The sequence below is a fragment of the Rothia sp. HMSC066H02 genome (genome assembly GCF_001814995.1).
Taxonomy (GTDB): Bacteria; Actinomycetota; Actinomycetes; order Actinomycetales; family Micrococcaceae; genus Rothia; species Rothia mucilaginosa.
On sequence record NZ_KV818683.1, the window covers coordinates 31,383 to 48,499 of the forward strand.

Sequence of the window (17,117 nt, forward strand, 5' to 3'; positions counted from 1 at the left end):
CGATGAAAAGCACCTCACCTATCTCTCGTTATTCCATGCCCATGCCTCTGTGGCTTCAGGGTGTTGTTGAGCTAATTGTTACTGCCCTGTTCTCTGCGCTTGCTGTGTTTGCGGCGATGTCTGCCGTGTGGGCGACCAAGGGTTTTGGCGACATGGAGTTTTCCTCCGTGGCCGCCATGTCGGCGCACCTGTGGCTTCTTATTCACGGTGTTCCCCTGGATCTTGCGGCTGCTTTTGGTGCTTCTGCCGGCACGATGACGCTGGTACCGCTGGGTTTGAGTATTTTGCCGTTGCTGCTCTGTTACCGTTCGGGTCGTCGCCTGGCGCGCGCCTCGTATGAGGGTGAGTTTTTGATTCCGGTGCTGTCCGGTTCGGTGACTTATGCGCTGATTAGTTCGGCGATGTACGGTTGGGCGAGCCCGCATCCGCAGCCTCTTCAGGCGTTGAATGCTGCCCTGGTGCCTTTGGGTATTGTGGTGGCTGGTCTGATGTGGGGTGGCTACCGTGAGGCGCGTTCGCTCTCGCGCATGGTGGGTGTTGATACTGCGGAGCAGATTTCGCAGATGAGTCAGTATTCGCGTTGGGCGGGTTCGTATGCCTGGGCTGTGGTGCGTGCTGCGGTGGTTGCTTTTGTGGCGCTGGTTGGTCTGGGTGCGGTGCTTTTGGGTATCGGTATTTTGGCGGGCTGGTCGCAGATTGTTGCCACCTACCAGGAGCTGCATGCGGGCGCTGTGGGTGATACTGCGGTGACTCTGTTGCAACTGGGTTTCTTGCCGAACCTGGTGATTTATGCGATTGCGTGGTCGACCGGTGCCGGTTTCTCCTTTGGTGCGGGTACCTCGGTTGGTTTGACCAGTAGTGATGTTGGTACTTTGCCGATGCTTCCGATTCTGGGTGCTGTGCCCGAGTCGATGGGCACGTTCGGTCTGGTGGGGCTGCTGGTGCCGCTGGGTGCCGGTGCGATTGCTGGCTGGTGGTTCTTGCGTGAGGGTGAGGATCACCTGGATGAGTGGGTTGCCCTGAAGGTTCCGTTCCGCCCGCTGTCTGCGCTGATTTCTGCGGTGGTGCTGGGCGTGATGACCGGTATTATGACGTCGTTTGGTGCCCTGTGGCTGGGCTGGATTTCGTACGGCTCTCTGGGTATTGGTCGTTTTACGGAGGTTGGTGCTGAGCCGTTGACGTTTGCGGCGCATACCGCGTTGACGGTGGGTGCCGGCGTGACTTTCGGTATGTTGCTGAGCCGCGCCCTGGTGCCGGATAGCAGCCGTGAGCTGCCTCGTTTTGCGGATGAGCGCCCGAATCTGGGTGAGCGTCTGATGAGTTTTACTGCCTCGACCCGTGAGCGTTTTGCGCAGGGCCGTGAGCGTTTTGCGCAGCGTCGTGAGGAGCGTGCGCAGGCGCGTGCGGAGCGTATGGAGCGTGAGGCTGAGGAAGTCGCCGCTCGTGAGGCTGCAGAGCGTGAAGCAGCTGAGCGCGAGGCAGAAGAGACGGCACGTGCAGAGGCCTTCGAGAACGTTGTTGAGGCCGAGCTATCTGTAGTATCTGAGCAGTCTGTCGTGTCTGAGGTGGCGACCGGTCATGTTCCGGTGCATCCGCAGGAGCCGGTGGTTGCCGTCCCCGTGGAAGCGACCGAGCAGCTGGCGCAGCGTGCGGCGGCGGACGCTTTCGCCGAGATTGTTGCAGAGCGCGAAGAGGCGGCTGAAGAGCCCGCTTCCGAAGAGGCTGCTGCTGAAGAGAGCCCCGCTGAGCAGTACGAGCCGATTGAGGCCGTTCAGCAGGTCGATTACCTGCCCTCTGCCCACGTTGACTCTGTGCAGGCTGAGGATTACGAGAGCATTGAGGCATCTGTTGAGCCTGCCTCCAACGAGTACACTGCTGACGAACACGGCACCTATGACCCCGCCGTGTACGCTCAGGACCCCTCCGAGGAGGAGACTCGCGAGCTGATTCAGGAGCCCGTCTACGAGGCTGCTGAGCCTGCGGAATCTCAGCGCGAATCTATCGCCGACGAGTCTGTAGAGCAAGCGCCGCGTTCGAAGGGTCGCGCGAGCCGCATTATGGCGTACTTCGGTTTTGGTCTTGAGCAGCCCGCCACTGCGCAGGATGAATCAGCGCAGGATAACTCGGCTGATGCCGCCCACGCTGAATCCGCCGTGCAGGACCGCGCCGGCGATGATCGTACCAGCAACCGCGCGCTTGAGCGTGCGCAGAAGCGCGAGGCGAAGAAAGCGGCCAAGGCGGCACGCAAGAAGCAGAAGAACGACCTAGAGCGTGATTTTGTGGATCGCGAGCTGGATGTCCTCTCTGCCGATCAGGCGATGAGCCGCATCTTTGAGGTTCGTAGCCAGACCGGCATCCTTCCGCTGGTGACCGATGAGGCGTCTACCGTGGAGCTGCCCCCGCTGGATGTCAGCTCCTCGAAGTCCCAGGGCTCTAATGCGCAGGGTTCTAACGCCCGCAAGAAGAACTAGCGCGCAGAACCCCTAACGAGCTGCAGAAGAGCTAGAGCTGGACGTGCCGGTGAGCTTGTCCATCGTGCCCTGGAACTTCTGATCGCAGGTGTACATGTCGGTCTGGGTCAGCGCGGCGGCGCGGCACTCACGGTACTCCTGCGCGCCGGGCATGAGGGCAAGACCGATGCCGCCGAGCAGGGTCATCGCGCCGTAGATGATGCTGACGCCCGCGGCAATGTAGAAGAACCAGGGGCCGCGGTAGACGGCGGTGCGCACAATCGCAATAATGCTCAGGGTAATGCCGGCGAGAGCGAAGATGAAGAGCGCCAAGAAAAGCGGCATCGTGGAGAGCACGAAGGAAGACGCCGCAAAAATCACCAACGCGGCAGCAATCAGCATGAGCGAGGTGCGAATATTCGCTTTCTGCTGTTCGATGGGGTCGATGGGCTTACGCGGCTTCTTACCCTGAGGGGCCCGATGCGGCGGCATCATGTTCTGCGGCGCCTGCTGCGGCGCTCGCGGCGGAACCTGCTGGTTCTGGGATGCCTGGTTCTGCGGGGCATTGTTCGGAGTGTTCTGCGGGGGAGTAGACATACCTATAAGGGTACCGTCCCGTGCGCCCGCGACCTATTGAGTATGCGGCCTATTGAGTTCGCGACCTGTTGAGTTTGCGCCCAGCAAACCCCGGTGAAGCCCTATGAACCCCCATGAACTCCAGTGAACCCCGGTGAGGATTCATCCCGCCGGGGTTTCTTTGTGCTCACCTTTGGGCTTTGGGTGTTTTGTGAACCTCTTACCCCCTTTGGATAAGGGTGTGAGACGGGTTATACTAGTCGGGTGCGAATTGTGGTTATGGTATCCGGCTCCGGAACGAATCTTCAGTCCATCCTCGACGCTGTAGCAGCGGGCGAGCTTCCCCTCGACATTGCGGCAGTGGGCGCCGACAAGCCCTGTCTGGGTATTGAACGTGCCCAGGCGGCGGGTGTACCCACCTTCCTGGTGCAGCCCGGCGACTACGCCGACCGCCCCTCCTGGAACCGCGCGCTGGAAGAAAAGATCGCTTCCTACGACCCCGATTACATTGTGTTCGCCGGCTTCATGCGCATTGTTGACGCGCAGCTGGTTGAGCGTTTCAGCAACCGCATTATTAACACCCACCCCGCCCTGCTGCCCTCCTTCCCGGGTGCGCACGGCGTGCGTGACGCCCTGGCGCACGGTGTGAAGATTACCGGCCTGACCGTGCACTTCGTCGACGCCGGCGTTGATACCGGCCCCATCCTCGCCCAGGCGGCAGTGCCCGTTCTGGACGACGATACCGAAGAGACCCTGCACGAACGCATTAAGGTGCAGGAGCGCCGCCTGCTCGTGCAGACCATCGCGTCTCTCGCTGAATCCCACGGTGCTGTATCTGACGGCGCTGAATCCCGCGGCACTGCATCTAACAGCTAATTCCGCCCACTAAATTTTTCGCGGCGGAATGAGCCGAGCTCAAACCCCGCCGCCCACACACGTTCCGTTGTGCCCATTCGACGCGCTCACCTTAGCGTCACGCACAGCGGCGGGGAATACCCCCACACATATCCTGTCTATCCGGGCAGGCTACGTCCATCCACCAGCTGTGCCGCCGAGAACCGGCGTGCACGTCTAAAGCATCGGAGTATTTGTGTCTCTCATTGAGCTCGATCGCGTGCCCCTGCGCCGCGCCCTCATTTCCGTCTACGACAAGACCGGTCTGGAGGAGTTCGCCCGCGGCCTGCACGAGGCTGGCGTCGCGCTGGTCTCCACCGGCTCCACCGCATCCACCATCGCGGCAGCAGGCGTACCCGTCACCGAGGTCACCGAAGTGACCGGTTTCCCCGAGTGCCTCGAGGGCCGCGTGAAGACCCTGCACCCGCGCATCCACGCCGGTATTCTGGCGGACCGCCGCAAGCAGGAGCACATCGACACCCTTGAAGAGCTGGACGTTGAGGCGTTCGACCTGGTGGTTGTGAACCTGTACCCCTTCGTTGAGACCGTTGCATCCGGTGCCGGTCAGGACGCCATCATCGAGAAGATCGACATTGGTGGCCCCTCCATGGTTCGCGCTGCCGCGAAGAACCACGACGCCGTCGCAATTGTTGTGGACCCTGCCGACTATGCGCGCACCGTTGAGGCCGCTAAGAACGGTGGTTTCTCCCTGGACGAGCGCCGCCGCCTTGCTGCTGGCGCATTCGCCCACACCGCCGCATACGACACCGCTGTGGCTACCTGGACCGCATCCCAGTTCCTGCAGGATGAGGATGCTAACTTCTGGCCCCCGTACGCTGGCCTGGGCTTCGAGCGCAGCGAGACCCTGCGTTACGGCGAGAACCCGCACCAGCGTGCCGCCCTGTACGTTGACCCCGCCGCTGCCCCCGGCATTGCTCAGGCGGAGCAGGTGCACGGTAAGGCGATGAGCTACAACAACTACGTTGACGCTGACGCCGCTCTGCGTGCCGCTTACGACTTCGACGAGCCGGCTGTTGCCGTTATCAAGCACAACAACCCCTGCGGTATTGCTGTGGCAACCCCCGGTGCGGCTGACCCGATTGCGGACGCTCACGCGAAGGCGCACGCTTGCGACCCGCTGTCCGCATACGGTGGCGTGATTGCCGCTAACCGCCCGGTGACCGCCGCTATGGCTCAGACCGTCAAGGGCATCTTCACCGAGGTGATTGTGGCTCCCGGCTTCGAGCCCGAGGCGCTGGAGATCCTGCGCGAGAAGAAGAACCTGCGCCTGCTGGTTCTGCCCGAGAACTTTGCCCGCGAGGCCATCGAGTACCGCCCCATTTCCGGTGGCGCACTCTTCCAGGAGGCCGACCGCCTGCAGGCTGAGGGCGACGACCCGAAGAACTGGACCCTGGTTGCCGGCGAGCCCGCCGACGAGGCCACCCTGCGCGACCTCGAATTCGCGTGGCGTGCACTGCGTTCGCCCAAGTCCAACGCTATTCTGCTTGCTGATAACGGTGCCGCCGTGGGCATCGGCATGGGCCAGGTGAACCGCGTGGATTCCTGCAAGCTCTCGGTGGAGCGCGCGAACACTCTCGGCGGTGAAGGTAACGAGCGTGCCCGCGGTGCGGTTGCTGCATCCGACGCGTTCTTCCCCTTCGCTGACGGCCTGCAGGTGCTGCTGGACGCCGGTGTGCGTGCCGTCGTGCACCCGGGCGGTTCGATCCGCGACGAGGAAGTTATCGAGGCGGCTAAGGCTGCTGGCGTGACCATGTACCTGACCGGTACCCGCCACTTCTTCCACTAAGAATATGTAGCGGGCTCAGTGCGCGCTGAGCTGCCTGCTGTGAGCGGGGCATTTCCGGGTGAACCTTTTGGTGAGCCCGGGGTGCCCCGCTTTTTCGTGCTCTCCACCCGAGGCATCAGCGTTGGGGCATCCGTATTGTGGGCAGTCGTATTTATAGAATTTTTGCTCTATTTTGCGCCGGATTTGCGCATGAGGGCGCGTCAACGGCGACCAGGATGCGCACGGATTGGCTAAAAGTTCGCTAGGATTAGGTTGTGCCTAAAGTCAGCGAAGAATACAAAAAGAACAGGCGTTCTCAGATTGTAGAGACCGCCCGCGAATGCTTCATCAAGCACGGTTATCAGAAGGCTTCGATGAGCGACATTATTGCGGCCACCGGCCTGTCTGCTGGAGCGATTTATAACCACTTCTCTTCCAAGGATGAGATCATTCTGGCGGCAGCCCGCATGGACATGGCGCCCTTCGACCGCATCCGCGCCGAACAGCCCTGGGACTACGTGTTCGGGTGCCTGAAGGTGCTGGACACCCCCAAGGTTCGCCGTCACCTGCTCGTCACCTGGGGTGAGGCTGTGGCAATGCCGCAGCTGGCGACCGTCGTCTCTGAGCAGCTGAGCTACCTGCGCGATCAGTCCCTGGAACGCTACCGCGCCTGGGGTGCCGCTGAGCTGGACTTCACCGAAGAGGAGCTTGAAGAGTGGCTGACCGTTATCGGTGCCGCGGTGCTGTCGGTGCTGACCGGTTACGTGGTGCAGACCCAGCTGGTGGCTGGCGGTAAGAAGGAGAGCGCTCGCGAGGCGTACCTGGAGTATGCTTCCGCTATCCTGCGTCAGGCGTAGGGTGTGTAGACCCGCTTAACGGCCGCCGATCAGCCTGCTGGGGTGTGTTGTATGCCCCTCACCGGTGTCGCGCCGACGCCGTAAAACTTCATCGTGATGCTTTGTAAAGCCCGTTTTCCTTCTCGAAGGAAAGCGGGCTTTACGGTATTATGAGGTGTAGCTCATATTTTTTCATTCAGGGTTTTCAACTGGAGGCGCCCGCCGCCTCCTGTAGATCGCCCGGCGCACGCCGCGGCAACCCCGATGATGAGCGACCGAAGATAACGCAAAAACACTCCCAGGAGCGTAATGTCCGAGCAGAAGATCCTCGAGATGCCCCTCGCCGACCTCGACCCCGAGGTTGCAGAAGCCATTGAGCTGGAGCGCAAGCGCCAGCAGAACACCCTCGAGATGATTGCATCCGAGAACTTCGTCCCCCGTGCCGTCCTCGAAAGCCAGGGCTCGGTACTGACCAACAAGTACGCTGAGGGTTACCCCGGCCGCCGCTACTACGGCGGCTGCGAATTCGTTGACATCGTTGAGTCCCTCGCTATTTCCCGCGTGAAGGAACTCTTCGGCGCTGAGCACGCTAACGTTCAGCCCCACTCCGGTGCGCAGGCGAACAACGCCGTCATGCACGCACTGCTGAACCCCGGCGACACCATCATGGGTCTGTCCCTGGCACACGGTGGCCACCTGACCCACGGCATGAAGCTGAACGTCTCCGGCAAGCTGTACCACGTCGTCGCGTACGGCGTGGACGAGTCCGGTCGCGTTGACATGGAGCAGGTGCGTGAACTGGCGCTGGCTGAGCGCCCCAAGCTGATTATTGCCGGCTGGTCCGCATACCCCCGTCAGCTGGACTTCGCTGCGTTCCGCGCGATTGCTGACGAAATCGGTGCGTACCTGTGGGTGGACATGGCTCACTTTGCGGGCCTGGTGGCTGCGGGTCTGCACCCGAACCCCGTCCCGCACGCACACGTGGTCTCCTCCACCGTGCACAAGACCCTGGGCGGCCCCCGCTCCGGCTTCATCCTCTGCACCGAGGAGCTGAAGAAGAAGATTGACTCCGCAGTGTTCCCCGGTCAGCAGGGCGGCCCGCTCATGCACGTGATCGCTGCGAAGGCTACCGCGTTCAAGGTCGCCGCATCTGACGCGTTCAAGGACCGTCAGAAGCGCACCGTTGAGGGCGCACAGATCCTCGCGAACCGCCTGCTGCAGCAGGATATGAAGGACGCCGGCGTTGCAATCGCCTCCGGCGGTACCGACGTTCACCTGGTGCTCGTTGACCTGCGCGACCACGCCCTCAACGGCAAGGAAGCAGAGGACCTGCTGCACGCCGCTGGCATTACCGTCAACCGTAACGCCGTGCCGAACGACCCGCGCCCGCCGATGGTGACCTCCGGTCTGCGTATCGGTACCCCCGCTCTGGCGACCCGCGGCTTCGACGCCGAGGGCTTCACCGAGGTAGCCGACATTATCGCTTCCGTACTGCTGCCGAACCCGGATATTGCCGCTCTGCGTGCCCGCGTTGAGGCACTGTGCGCCAAGTACCCCCTCTACCAGGGCAGCGAGAACTGGTAGACCCATGAATGACCCCGTTCGCTCAGCATCCCTTCGTGGCTGCTGAGCGGGCGGGGTTATTTCGCCCTCTAACTTTTTGCCGCCCTGCCCGCTACACCCGTCGAGGGAGATAGCGGGGGAGTGGCACCTCTAGGGGCACACCCTAGAACCCAACACACAGACCATCCGTTTCGGCGAACCCGCCGCAATCTATGGAAGGAAAAACAATGCCCCAGATTCTAGACGGTAACGCAACCGCCGCAGCCATCAAGGAAGAGCTGAAGGAGCGCGTCGAGGCGCTCAAGGCTAAGGGTATTACCCCCGGCCTGGGTACCGTGCTGGTCGGTGACGACCCCGCATCCCGCTCGTACGTGGGCGCTAAGCACCGCGACTGCGCAGAGATTGGTATTAACTCCATCCGTGTGGACCTGCCCGGTGACATCACTCAGGAAGAGCTCGACGCAGAGATCGACAAGCTGAACAACGACCCGGCGTGCACCAGCTACATTGTGCAGTTGCCCCTGCCCAAGCACCTGGATACCAACCGCGTGCTGGAGCGCATCGCCCCCGAGAAGGATGCTGACGGCCTGCACCCGACTAACCTCGGCAAGCTCGTGCTGAACGTTTCTGAGCCGCTGGATTCCCCGCTGCCCTGCACCCCCAACGGTGTCATTGAGCTGGTGAAGCGCCACGGCATCGACTGGAACGGTAAGAACGTTGTGGTGCTCGGCCGCGGCATTACCGTGGGCCGCCCGCTGGGTCTGCTGCTGACCCGCCGCGAGGTGAACGCAACCGCAACCCTGGCGCACACCGGTACCGAGAACCTGGACGAGGTGCTGCGCGAGGCTGACGTCATTGTTGCCGCTGTGGGTGTTCCGCACGTGCTGAAGGCTCACCAGGTCAAGGACGGCGCAATCCTGCTGGACGTTGGTGTTTCCCGCGCTGAGGACCCGGAAACCGGCAAGAAGAAGCTCTTCGGCGATGTCTCCCCGGAGGCTGCGCAGAAGGCGTCCTGGGTTTCCCCGAACCCCGGCGGTGTGGGCCCGATGACCCGCGCGGAGCTGCTGGTGAACGTGGTTGAGACCGCGGAGCGTCAGTCGGCGTAAGGCTCGCAGCATTTCAGGGCTGATAACTCAAAAGGGCGGTGCCCCGGTAGAACAATCTACCGGGGCACCGCCCTTCACACTGTCATCACAAGAGAAAAGGCATGTGCTAGAGAATCATCTCGTAGAAGTAGGCGTCAGCGAGGTACAGGGTCTCTGCGTACTCTACGGGGCTACCTTCTTCGGTGTAGCCGGTCGCGCAGACCTTGAACGCCGCCTCGCCCACGGGCACCTGCTGGTTGAACGCCTCGGCGTCGGCGTCGGTGAAGAGCGCCGCGCTGGTGCGTACGCGGGCGTGCTTAATAGCGTTGGGGGTGTCGGCAAGCTGGTCTAGCGAGCTCATCACACCGGACATTTCCGCCATCATGGCGTCCAGGATGCTGCTTGCGGCAGCCTTCACAAAGTAGGAACGCTCAAAGCCAATGACTTCCTGGTTGGCAAGGCGCAGACGGCGCACGAACAGCACCTGCTCGCCCACCGGCACGGATAGGTGGGTGGAAATCTCTTCGATGGCGTCCACCCAGCGGGTCGCAATCATGCGGGTGGAGCCTTCAAAACCGCGGCGGCGCATATCGTCGGCGAAGGTGTCCACGCGCGGAATGTAGGTGGCGTCGGTGCGCTCGGCAACGTAGGTGCCGGAGCCCTGCACGTTGTAGAGCAGGCCGCGTTCAATCAGAACCTTCAGGGCGCTACGAACCGTCTGGCGGCTCACCCCAAAGTTCTGCTGAATCATACGTTCGGTGGGCAGCTTATCGCCGGGCTTGCCGGGAATAATATAGCGCTGCTCAATGTAGTGGATGACCTGCTCGTACTTGGGGCCGGGAATCGGGGGTAGCTCGTAGCGGCTCTCAGCGTTGTGAGCGGTACTTTCGGATGCGGTGGTGCCCGCAGAATGTGAGGGGGCACCGTGGTCGGTGGTATGTGAGGAGTGTGAATTCATCACCCAATAGTTTACCGTTCAGCCAGAGAAAAAACGCGCACGAGTGAAAATTTCTCTTCCCTCAAACTGGCATAATTAAGACTATGCATTTTTCTAACACCCCTGCACCGCGCCCGAGCGGTCTGCTTCGCGTGGCGAGCGTGAATGTGAACGGTATCCGAGCCGCCTACAAGAAGGATATGGCGGCGTGGTTGGCGAGCCGTGACATCGACATTCTCTGCCTGCAGGAGGTGCGCGCCCCCGACGCTATCGTGCGTGAACTGCTGGACGAATCCCAGTGGCATATTCTGCACGCGGAGGCTGCCGCGAAGGGCCGCGCCGGCGTGCTGGTGGCGACCCGCCGCACCCCGAACTCAGCCGGTGAAGTTCTGGAGAACCAGCCGGTAGCGACCCGCTCGAATATTGGCGAAGAGTACTTTGACGATTCGGGGCGCTGGGTTGAGGCAGACTACGTTCTGCCCAACGGTAAGACCCTGACCGTGGTCAGCGCCTACGTTCACTCCGGCGAGGTCGGTACCCAGAAGCAGGACGATAAGTACCGCTTCCTGGAGCGCATGCTGGTGCGCATGCCTGAACTGGCAAAGCATTCGGATCACGTGCTCATCGTGGGCGATTTGAACGTGGGCCACACCGAGCTGGACATTAAGAACTGGAAGGCTAACCAGAAGCGTGCCGGCTTCCTGCCGGAGGAACGCGCCTACTTTGACCGCTTCTTCGGTGATATCGGCTACCGCGATGTGGCTCGTGAGCTGGCGGGTCAGGTGCCCGGCCCCTACACCTGGTGGTCTTACCGCGGTAAGGCGTTCGATAATGACGCAGGCTGGCGTATCGACTACCACATGGCGACCCCGGCGCTCGCCGAAAGCGCCGTGGAAGCGGTCGTGGACCGCGCGGCAAGCTACGATGAGCGTTTCAGCGATCACGCGCCGCTCGTGGTTGACTACCGCATCGGTGAGTAAGACGCGGACCCACCTACAGATAAGTTTTTGAAGATGTGCTGCACCGTCCGCAGCACCGCACAGGAAGAACAGCACAGGAAATAACTATGGCAGACGAAAAGAAGCAGGATAAGTCCCTCATCCCTAATGCCTCTCAGCAGAAGGCACGTATCTACTCGGGTGCGCAGCCGTCGGCTGATTCGATGCACCTGGGTAACTACATTGGTGCTGTGAACAACTGGGTGGCGTTGCAGGACGACCCGAATAACGAATGCCTGTTCTTTATCCCGGATATGCACGCCATCACCGTTCCTCAGAACCCCGAGGAGCTGCGTGAGCGTACCCGCCTGACCGCGGCGCAGTACATCGCCTCCGGCATCGACCCGACCCGCACCCCGCTGTTCGTGCAGTCGCACGTGCCCGAGCACGCCCAGCTGGCGTGGATTCTGAACTGCTTCACCGGCTTCGGCGAGGCCTCCCGCATGACCCAGTTCAAGGACAAGTCCCAGAAGCAGGGCGCCGAGAACGCCTCCGTGGGTCTGTTCACCTACCCGATTCTGATGGCTGCCGACATCCTGCTCTACCAGGTGGACGGCGTGCCCGTGGGCGAGGATCAGCGTCAGCACCTGGAGCTGACCCGTAACCTGGCTCAGCGCTTCAACTCCCGTTTCGGTGAGACCTTCGTGGTGCCCGAGCCGGTGATTCTGAAGGAAACCGCTAAGATTTACGACCTGCAGGACCCGACCTCGAAGATGTCCAAGTCTGCGGCATCCGATAAGGGCCTGATTAAGCTTCTGGACACCCCCAAGGTCACCCAGAAGAAGATCAAGTCCGCCGTGACCGATGACGGCTCCGTCATCGCCTACGACCGTGAGGCTAAGCCCGGCGTCTCCAACTTGCTCTCCATCTACTCGGCAATGACCGGTGAGAGCATCGACGAGATTGTGGCACGCTACGAGGGCAAGATGTACGGCCACCTGAAGGTTGACCTTGCCGATATCGTGGTGGAGCGCCTCACCCCGGTGCGTGAGCGTACCCTCGAGCTGATGGACGACCCCGCCGAGCTGGACCGCCTGCTGGCTGTGGGTGCATCCGCTGCCCGCGAGATCGCTACGGTCACCATTGAGAACGTGTACAAGAAGGTTGGCTTCCTGCCTGCCGCCGCAATCTAGCGCGCTGTTCAGCCAGACCGGCTGAGGCGCCGCATTACCTGCACGATTGAGATGACAGCACAAGAGAACTCTTCGAGCCCCACGACGGCTCCTGTATCCCCGACCCTGAAACCCGGTCACCGCTACCTGAGCGTTATTGCGCACGTGAGCGGTGAGAATGTTCAGCGCCTGGACGAGTGGAAGCGTGCGGTAGCCGGTGGTGCGGTGGCGCCTATCAGCACCCACGTGACCGTGTACCTGACGGAGCTGACCGAGTCTCTATTGGCTGCGGTGCAGTCCCCGCAGTTCCGCGAGGCGCTGGACACCCCGCGTTTTGAAGCACGCTGGGGTTCGGTACACTCCTTCCGCCCGGTAACCGAGGTGGAGTACCTGAACCTGGAGGCAGGCAAGACCGAGTTCGAGCAGATTCACCAGAAGCTGGTTGAGCTATTCGGTGCCGGCGCGGCGTCCTTCCCCTACGTGCCGCACGTGACCCTGGGTCACGGGCTCACGGAAGAGCAGGTGGCGAACGCCCGTGAGGTGTTTGATGCTCTGCCTGCCGAGCAGCGCACCTTCACCGTGGATCACCTGCACTGCTACTCCTATGACGGGCAGGACTGGGAAGAGATTAGCGTTCTGCCGCTGCGTTAGTAGCTGGCGCATAAACCCTGCATGCACAAAGAGAGATGCGACCGATAGGTTATCGGTCGCATCTCTCTTTATGCTTTCACTAGGTTTATCTCAGTGTGAGAGCCCTAGTGGGAGTGGCCCTCATGAGCCTCTCCGGACTCGTGCGCGTCAGCCGAAGCCGAGGAGGAAACAGTGCCGTGTGCCTCAGAGCCGTGTGCCTCAGCCTCAACCGGTGCAGCGTTCGCAGAAGAAACACCCAGGATCTCGTTCGGGGTCTTCGGAAGCTCCACGCTCATCAGCTCCTTCGGAGCTGCCGGGTTCGACAGGGACACCGCAATAAGCTTCTTGGTCGCCGGATCGGTCACGTAGGCGGTCTTACCGTCCACCCACAGTGCCGGACGCTCGTCCTGCCACGTCTCAGACTCGGTCCACGCCTCCATGAGCTGTACGGAGCCCAGCTCCGCGCCGGTCGCCGGATCGAAGATGCGCAGCTTACCGTCGGTGGTCAGCAGCAGCGCCTCACTCTGAGGGCCACGAGCCAGCGAACGGAAGGTGTAGCTCACGCCAGAAGGCAGGGAGTAGACGGTGCGGGTTGCCGCAACGGTGTCGATGATGGAGAACTTCTCGGGGCGCTCCAGCTTAGCGTCCTTGTCGGTCTTGTAGTCCGCCAGAACGTACTGGGAGTCAGCCTTACCAGCCTGGTTGCCCGAGCGGGAGTAGAGGTCCTCGGGGTTGGTGATCTTGGTGAACTTGCCGTCCTTGTAGACCAGCGCGCCGTCGGTGCAGCCGATGGTGAACGCGCCGTCCTTAGCGATGGCTTCACCGTGAACGCCGGGGCAGGCGGGGCTCTCGGTGACGGTCTTGCCCTGAGCATCCACAACAGCGGCACCGGTGCGGGTCTTCGAGTCGCCGACCGCTACCAGGTACTGGTCGTTGGGCAGCGGGATTGCGAAGCCGTGGTGAGGCTTCGGCAGGGTGACGGTCGTGGTCTCCAGGGAGGAGGCGGTGCGCTTGTCGTGGGTCAGCTTCGCCGGGTCGTACACGGCGAAGGAGCCGGTGCCGTCAGCGAATGCCGCGACCTTGCCGTTGTCTTTGATGACGTGACCGGTGTGGTCAGCCGCCAGAGACAGCGAGGACAGCGACGGGGAAGTGGTGTAGTAGTGCGAGTGGTCGCCGTGCGCTACGGACCATACGCCGGTGTCTAGGAAGGTGTAGCTGTTGCCGTCTGCAACGACGAGGTGGCGGTTATCGCCAGCGTCGGAGAGGCGCAGGAAGCCTTCCTTGGGGATGTCTGCGAGCAGCTTCATGTCCTTGGCGTCATAGACGAGCACACCGCCGTCGTAGGTGATGGCGACGCGGCTTGCCGCGCCCTTGCCTTCGGTGATGGGGGCGGGGGTTGCGCTCGCGGAGGTGGAGGCGCTGGGGCTGGTCTGTGTATTCTGGGTGGCCTGTGAGCCGCATGCAGTCAGGGCGAGGGCGGCTACAGCGCCGAGTGCACCGGCGCGGGTGAGGAAAAACTTACGGGTCATGTGCATGCACCAAGACTAACATGAGAATGGTTCTCTATAGTGGTTGATCCTTGGCTCGTATCAGACTCTGGAAGTGCAATCTGCACGGGGCGCATAAGACATTCTTCCCCCTGCCCAGCTGCAGGGGAACATCCTTCCGCGCCCCACTAGGTGAAAGCCTCGAATCTAGCCGCAAAATGACCCATTAGGGCATAAGAAAACCGACTCCCTTCCGAAAAGAAGAGAGCCGGTTTCTAGAGGTATCTTTCGCTCGAGTAAGGCTCATGTACCCTACTCGGGGCTAAAAATTTAGAGGAGGTTGTTCAAGCCTCGCGCCTTGACCTCACCCACGGCATCCTTGACAGCCTGTGCCTTGGAACGCGGTGCGACCAGCAGAGCATCGGGGGTATCCACCACAACGATGTCGTCGAGGCCAATGATAGAGATCTTACGCTCGGTGTTTGCAACAACGATGCCGGAGCAACCGTGGTTAATGACATTGTCCTTCTCGCCGAGAATGGTCAGCTCTTCGCCGCTCTTCTCGGTGTTCAGGCGTGCCACGGCGTCGAAGTCTCCAACGTCGTCCCAGCTGAAGGAGCCGGGAACCATTGCGACGTCACCCGCTGCCGCTGCGGGCTCAGCCACAGCGTAGTCGATAGCGGTCTTCGGCAAGGTCTCCCACACGCGGTCCATGACGGACTCACGCTCGGGGGTGTCCCAAGCGTTAGCGATCTCCATAATGCCCGCGTACAGCTCGGGCTCGTTCGCCTCGAGGTGCTTGAGCATCAGGGCTGCCGGTGCCACGAACATGCCTGCGTTCCAGGTGTACTCACCGGAATCCAGGTACTTCTGTGCGGTAGCGGTGTCCGGCTTTTCCACGAAGGTGTCCACGGCGTGAGCATTGGGTGCACCCTCGATGCCCAGGGACTCGCTGGCATGAATGTAGCCAAACGCACTGGAGGGCTCGGTGGGGGTAATGCCGATGGTGACAATCTTGCCGGTTGCCGCGGTGATGACAGCTTCGGTCACCACGCGGTGGAACTCATCCACGGGGCTGATGACGTGGTCAGCTGCGAAGGAGCCGATGATGGCGTCCGGTTCGCGGCGGTGGATGATAGCGCAAGCCAGGCCGATAGCTGCAGCCGAGTCCTTGGGGGAGGGCTCCAGCACCAGGTCAGCGGCACGCAGCTCAGGAATCTGCTGGGTAACCGCATTGGCGTGCGAAGTGCCGGTAACCACCATGACGGAACCGTTGCTGAGATCGATGAGACGGTCGTAGGTGTCACGCAGCAGGGAATTGCCCGACGAGGTAAGGTCGAGCAGGAATTTCGGGGCGTGCGCGCGGGATAGAGGCCACAGACGCGAGCCAACACCGCCGGCGGGAATGAGCGGGCGGAATCGAGTGAGTGCAGTATTCATCGATTCAAGAATAGCTTGTGAATTTGTCATATATCGAATTCTTTTAGGTTTTAACAAAAAAGTGTCAGGCGGCTCTCATTTAGGCGATGTTTGAGGTTAGGTTAAGGTAAGTTCCGCACAAACACAGGGAAGTAGGCGATATCGTAATAAAAACATGCCCTAATTCGCTTTTAGAACCTGTAAAAAAACCCTAAACAGGGTGTCAGTAAGCTGTGAATTTACCTGATATCTTGGAAGTAACAGACGAACAAAAGCAGTCGGTGAGCACACAGTTATGCCCGGAAGCTGAGGATCACAATGACCCCTCAGAACCCGGAAGCTCGCCGTCGCAGCAGGAGGTTATTCAGTGTTGAATGGTTCTAAAGGAACCCTCTACCGCGGCCGCTGGGGCATGTGGTCCTGGGTTGCTCATCGCATTACCGGTATCGCGATTTTCTTCTTCCTTCTTGTACACATCCTGGATACTGCCGTCGTGCGTATCTCCCCGGAGGCCTACAACGGCGTACTGAGCCTGTACAAGAACCCCATCATGGGTCTGGGTGAGACCGCGCTTGTCGCCGCCATCGTCTACCACGCGTTCAACGGTATCCGCATTATCCTCATTGACTTCTGGGGTAAGGCAACCAACTCACACGTGGAGCACATCCAGGCGAAGAACAAGGACGGCAACGTCGAAATCAGCCAGAAGGCAACTTACACGCACATCAAGATTCTCTGGGTTGTGCTTTTCCTCTGGGCAATCACCGTTGCTGGCTTCGCAGCACGTCACCTGCCGATCGTTTTCTCGCACATGGGAGGTCACTAAACTATGGCTACTCCGCTTAAGCCCCGCACCTATGTACCCCGTCTGCGTGACAACCGCATCGACGGTGTGAAATACAACCGCTCCTCCTCCAAGCGCAACAACTTTGAGATGTTCGCTTGGCTGGGTATGCGCCTGTCCGGCGTCGTACTCGTCGTGCTGATTTTCGGCCACCTGTTCTCCAACCTCATGGTCGGCGACGGCATCCACGCCATCGACTTCGGCTTCGTGGGCGGCAAGTGGGCGAACCCCTTCTGGCAGGTCTGGGACCTGCTGTTGCTCTGGCTGGCTATGCTGCACGGTGCTAACGGCATCCGCGTCATCATCGATGACTACGCAGAGAAGGACCGCCTGCGCGTTTGGCTGAAGGTCATCCTCTTCGCAGCATGCGCATTCGTCCTGCTGGTTGGTACCCTCACCATCTTCGCGTTCGACCCCTGCCCCTCCGGCGCAGCGGCTGAACTGCTCCCCAGCTTCTGCTCGGCACGCTAACGGCGACGTATCCGAGACAAACGAAAACA

General features: G+C 61.1%; 15 protein-coding genes. 11 read left to right on the top strand and 4 right to left on the bottom strand.

Going from position 1 to position 17,117, the window contains the following annotated elements; genetic code table 11:
- The first annotated feature begins 2 nt into the window (after window positions 1–2).
- Window positions 3–2,471, top strand: a complete 2,469-nt coding sequence (locus HMPREF2999_RS04340; protein WP_070676088.1) for a cell division protein PerM — start codon at window positions 3–5, stop codon at window positions 2,469–2,471.
- A gap of 12 nt (window positions 2,472–2,483) precedes the next feature.
- Here the strand turns inward: HMPREF2999_RS04340 and HMPREF2999_RS04345 are convergent, their stop codons facing one another.
- Window positions 2,484–3,047, bottom strand: coding sequence for a 4-hydroxyphenylpyruvate dioxygenase (locus HMPREF2999_RS04345; protein ID WP_070676089.1), 564 nt, complete (start codon window positions 3,045–3,047; stop codon window positions 2,484–2,486).
- 258 nt (window positions 3,048–3,305) lie between these two features.
- Between HMPREF2999_RS04345 and purN the strand changes: the two genes are divergently transcribed.
- From purN to HMPREF2999_RS04370, 5 genes are all read left to right on the top strand, one after another.
- Window positions 3,306–3,902: a phosphoribosylglycinamide formyltransferase gene (purN, locus tag HMPREF2999_RS04350; protein ID WP_070676826.1), complete on the top strand. Its 597-nt coding sequence runs from the start codon at window positions 3,306–3,308 to the stop codon at window positions 3,900–3,902.
- A 214-nt stretch (window positions 3,903–4,116) separates the two neighbouring features.
- On the top strand, window positions 4,117–5,727 hold the full coding sequence (gene purH, locus HMPREF2999_RS04355; RefSeq protein WP_070676090.1) for a bifunctional phosphoribosylaminoimidazolecarboxamide formyltransferase/IMP cyclohydrolase: 1,611 nt from the start codon (window positions 4,117–4,119) through the stop codon (window positions 5,725–5,727).
- Between the two features lie 254 nt (window positions 5,728–5,981).
- Window positions 5,982–6,563 (top strand): TetR/AcrR family transcriptional regulator, encoded by a 582-nt coding sequence (locus HMPREF2999_RS04360; protein ID WP_070676091.1) that lies wholly within the window; start codon window positions 5,982–5,984, stop codon window positions 6,561–6,563.
- 288 nt (window positions 6,564–6,851) lie between these two features.
- Window positions 6,852–8,126 (top strand): serine hydroxymethyltransferase, encoded by a 1,275-nt coding sequence (glyA, locus tag HMPREF2999_RS04365; protein ID WP_070676092.1) that lies wholly within the window; start codon window positions 6,852–6,854, stop codon window positions 8,124–8,126.
- Window positions 8,127–8,332: 206 nt separating this feature from the next.
- Complete coding sequence (locus HMPREF2999_RS04370) at window positions 8,333–9,211, top strand: bifunctional methylenetetrahydrofolate dehydrogenase/methenyltetrahydrofolate cyclohydrolase (protein ID WP_070676093.1); 879 nt, start codon at window positions 8,333–8,335, stop codon at window positions 9,209–9,211.
- A 106-nt stretch (window positions 9,212–9,317) separates the two neighbouring features.
- Here HMPREF2999_RS04370 and HMPREF2999_RS04375 read toward each other — a convergent pair whose 3' ends face one another.
- Window positions 9,318–10,151, bottom strand: a complete 834-nt coding sequence (locus tag HMPREF2999_RS04375) for a GntR family transcriptional regulator (protein ID WP_070676094.1) — start codon at window positions 10,149–10,151, stop codon at window positions 9,318–9,320.
- A gap of 80 nt (window positions 10,152–10,231) precedes the next feature.
- Between HMPREF2999_RS04375 and HMPREF2999_RS04380 the strand changes: the two genes are divergently transcribed.
- The 3 genes from HMPREF2999_RS04380 (at window position 10,232) to HMPREF2999_RS04390 (ending at window position 12,888) form a co-directional block, all read left to right on the top strand.
- Window positions 10,232–11,107 carry an exodeoxyribonuclease III gene (locus HMPREF2999_RS04380; protein WP_005506814.1) on the top strand — a complete coding sequence of 292 codons (876 nt, stop codon included), beginning with the start codon at window positions 10,232–10,234 and terminating at the stop codon, window positions 11,105–11,107.
- An 86-nt stretch (window positions 11,108–11,193) separates the two neighbouring features.
- Complete coding sequence (trpS, locus tag HMPREF2999_RS04385) at window positions 11,194–12,258, top strand: tryptophan--tRNA ligase (protein ID WP_070676095.1); 1,065 nt, start codon at window positions 11,194–11,196, stop codon at window positions 12,256–12,258.
- 51 nt (window positions 12,259–12,309) lie between these two features.
- Complete coding sequence (locus HMPREF2999_RS04390; protein WP_070676096.1) at window positions 12,310–12,888, top strand: 2'-5' RNA ligase family protein; 579 nt, start codon at window positions 12,310–12,312, stop codon at window positions 12,886–12,888.
- Between the two features lie 104 nt (window positions 12,889–12,992).
- Here the strand turns inward: HMPREF2999_RS04390 and HMPREF2999_RS04395 are convergent, their stop codons facing one another.
- Together HMPREF2999_RS04395 and HMPREF2999_RS04400 are read right to left on the bottom strand one after the other, a co-directional pair.
- On the bottom strand, window positions 12,993–14,396 hold the full coding sequence (locus tag HMPREF2999_RS04395; RefSeq protein WP_246823075.1) for a hypothetical protein: 1,404 nt from the start codon (window positions 14,394–14,396) through the stop codon (window positions 12,993–12,995).
- A gap of 288 nt (window positions 14,397–14,684) precedes the next feature.
- Window positions 14,685–15,794 (bottom strand): mannose-1-phosphate guanylyltransferase, encoded by a 1,110-nt coding sequence (locus tag HMPREF2999_RS04400; RefSeq protein ID WP_070676828.1) that lies wholly within the window; start codon window positions 15,792–15,794, stop codon window positions 14,685–14,687.
- Window positions 15,795–16,140: 346 nt separating this feature from the next.
- On the opposite strand from HMPREF2999_RS04400, the gene sdhC reads away from it, so the two are divergent.
- Both sdhC and HMPREF2999_RS04410 read left to right on the top strand, forming a co-directional pair.
- Window positions 16,141–16,599, top strand: coding sequence for a succinate dehydrogenase, cytochrome b556 subunit (gene sdhC / locus HMPREF2999_RS04405; RefSeq protein WP_005506819.1), 459 nt, complete (start codon window positions 16,141–16,143; stop codon window positions 16,597–16,599).
- Window positions 16,600–16,602: 3 nt separating this feature from the next.
- Window positions 16,603–17,088 carry a succinate dehydrogenase hydrophobic membrane anchor subunit gene (locus HMPREF2999_RS04410; protein WP_005506820.1) on the top strand — a complete coding sequence of 162 codons (486 nt, stop codon included), beginning with the start codon at window positions 16,603–16,605 and terminating at the stop codon, window positions 17,086–17,088.
- Window positions 17,089–17,117 lie beyond the last annotated feature (29 nt).

Excerpts from the sequence above, each read along its gene's own strand:
- HMPREF2999_RS04340 (WP_070676088.1), top strand. The coding sequence starts at position 3 with ATGAAAAGCACCTCACCTATCTCTCGTTATTCCATGCCCATGCCTCTG.
- HMPREF2999_RS04345 (WP_070676089.1), bottom strand. The coding sequence starts at position 3,047 with ATGTCTACTCCCCCGCAGAACACTCCGAACAATGCCCCGCAGAACCAG.
- HMPREF2999_RS04370 (WP_070676093.1), top strand. The coding sequence starts at position 8,333 with ATGCCCCAGATTCTAGACGGTAACGCAACCGCCGCAGCCATCAAGGAA.
- HMPREF2999_RS04410 (WP_005506820.1), top strand. The coding sequence starts at position 16,603 with ATGGCTACTCCGCTTAAGCCCCGCACCTATGTACCCCGTCTGCGTGAC.
- HMPREF2999_RS04390 (WP_070676096.1), top strand. The coding sequence starts at position 12,310 with ATGACAGCACAAGAGAACTCTTCGAGCCCCACGACGGCTCCTGTATCC.
- HMPREF2999_RS04400 (WP_070676828.1), bottom strand. The coding sequence starts at position 15,794 with ATGAATACTGCACTCACTCGATTCCGCCCGCTCATTCCCGCCGGCGGT.
- purN (WP_070676826.1), top strand. The coding sequence starts at position 3,306 with ATGGTATCCGGCTCCGGAACGAATCTTCAGTCCATCCTCGACGCTGTA.
- HMPREF2999_RS04380 (WP_005506814.1), top strand. The coding sequence starts at position 10,232 with ATGCATTTTTCTAACACCCCTGCACCGCGCCCGAGCGGTCTGCTTCGC.
- HMPREF2999_RS04395 (WP_246823075.1), bottom strand. The coding sequence starts at position 14,396 with ATGACCCGTAAGTTTTTCCTCACCCGCGCCGGTGCACTCGGCGCTGTA.
- trpS (WP_070676095.1), top strand. The coding sequence starts at position 11,194 with ATGGCAGACGAAAAGAAGCAGGATAAGTCCCTCATCCCTAATGCCTCT.
- glyA (WP_070676092.1), top strand. The coding sequence starts at position 6,852 with ATGTCCGAGCAGAAGATCCTCGAGATGCCCCTCGCCGACCTCGACCCC.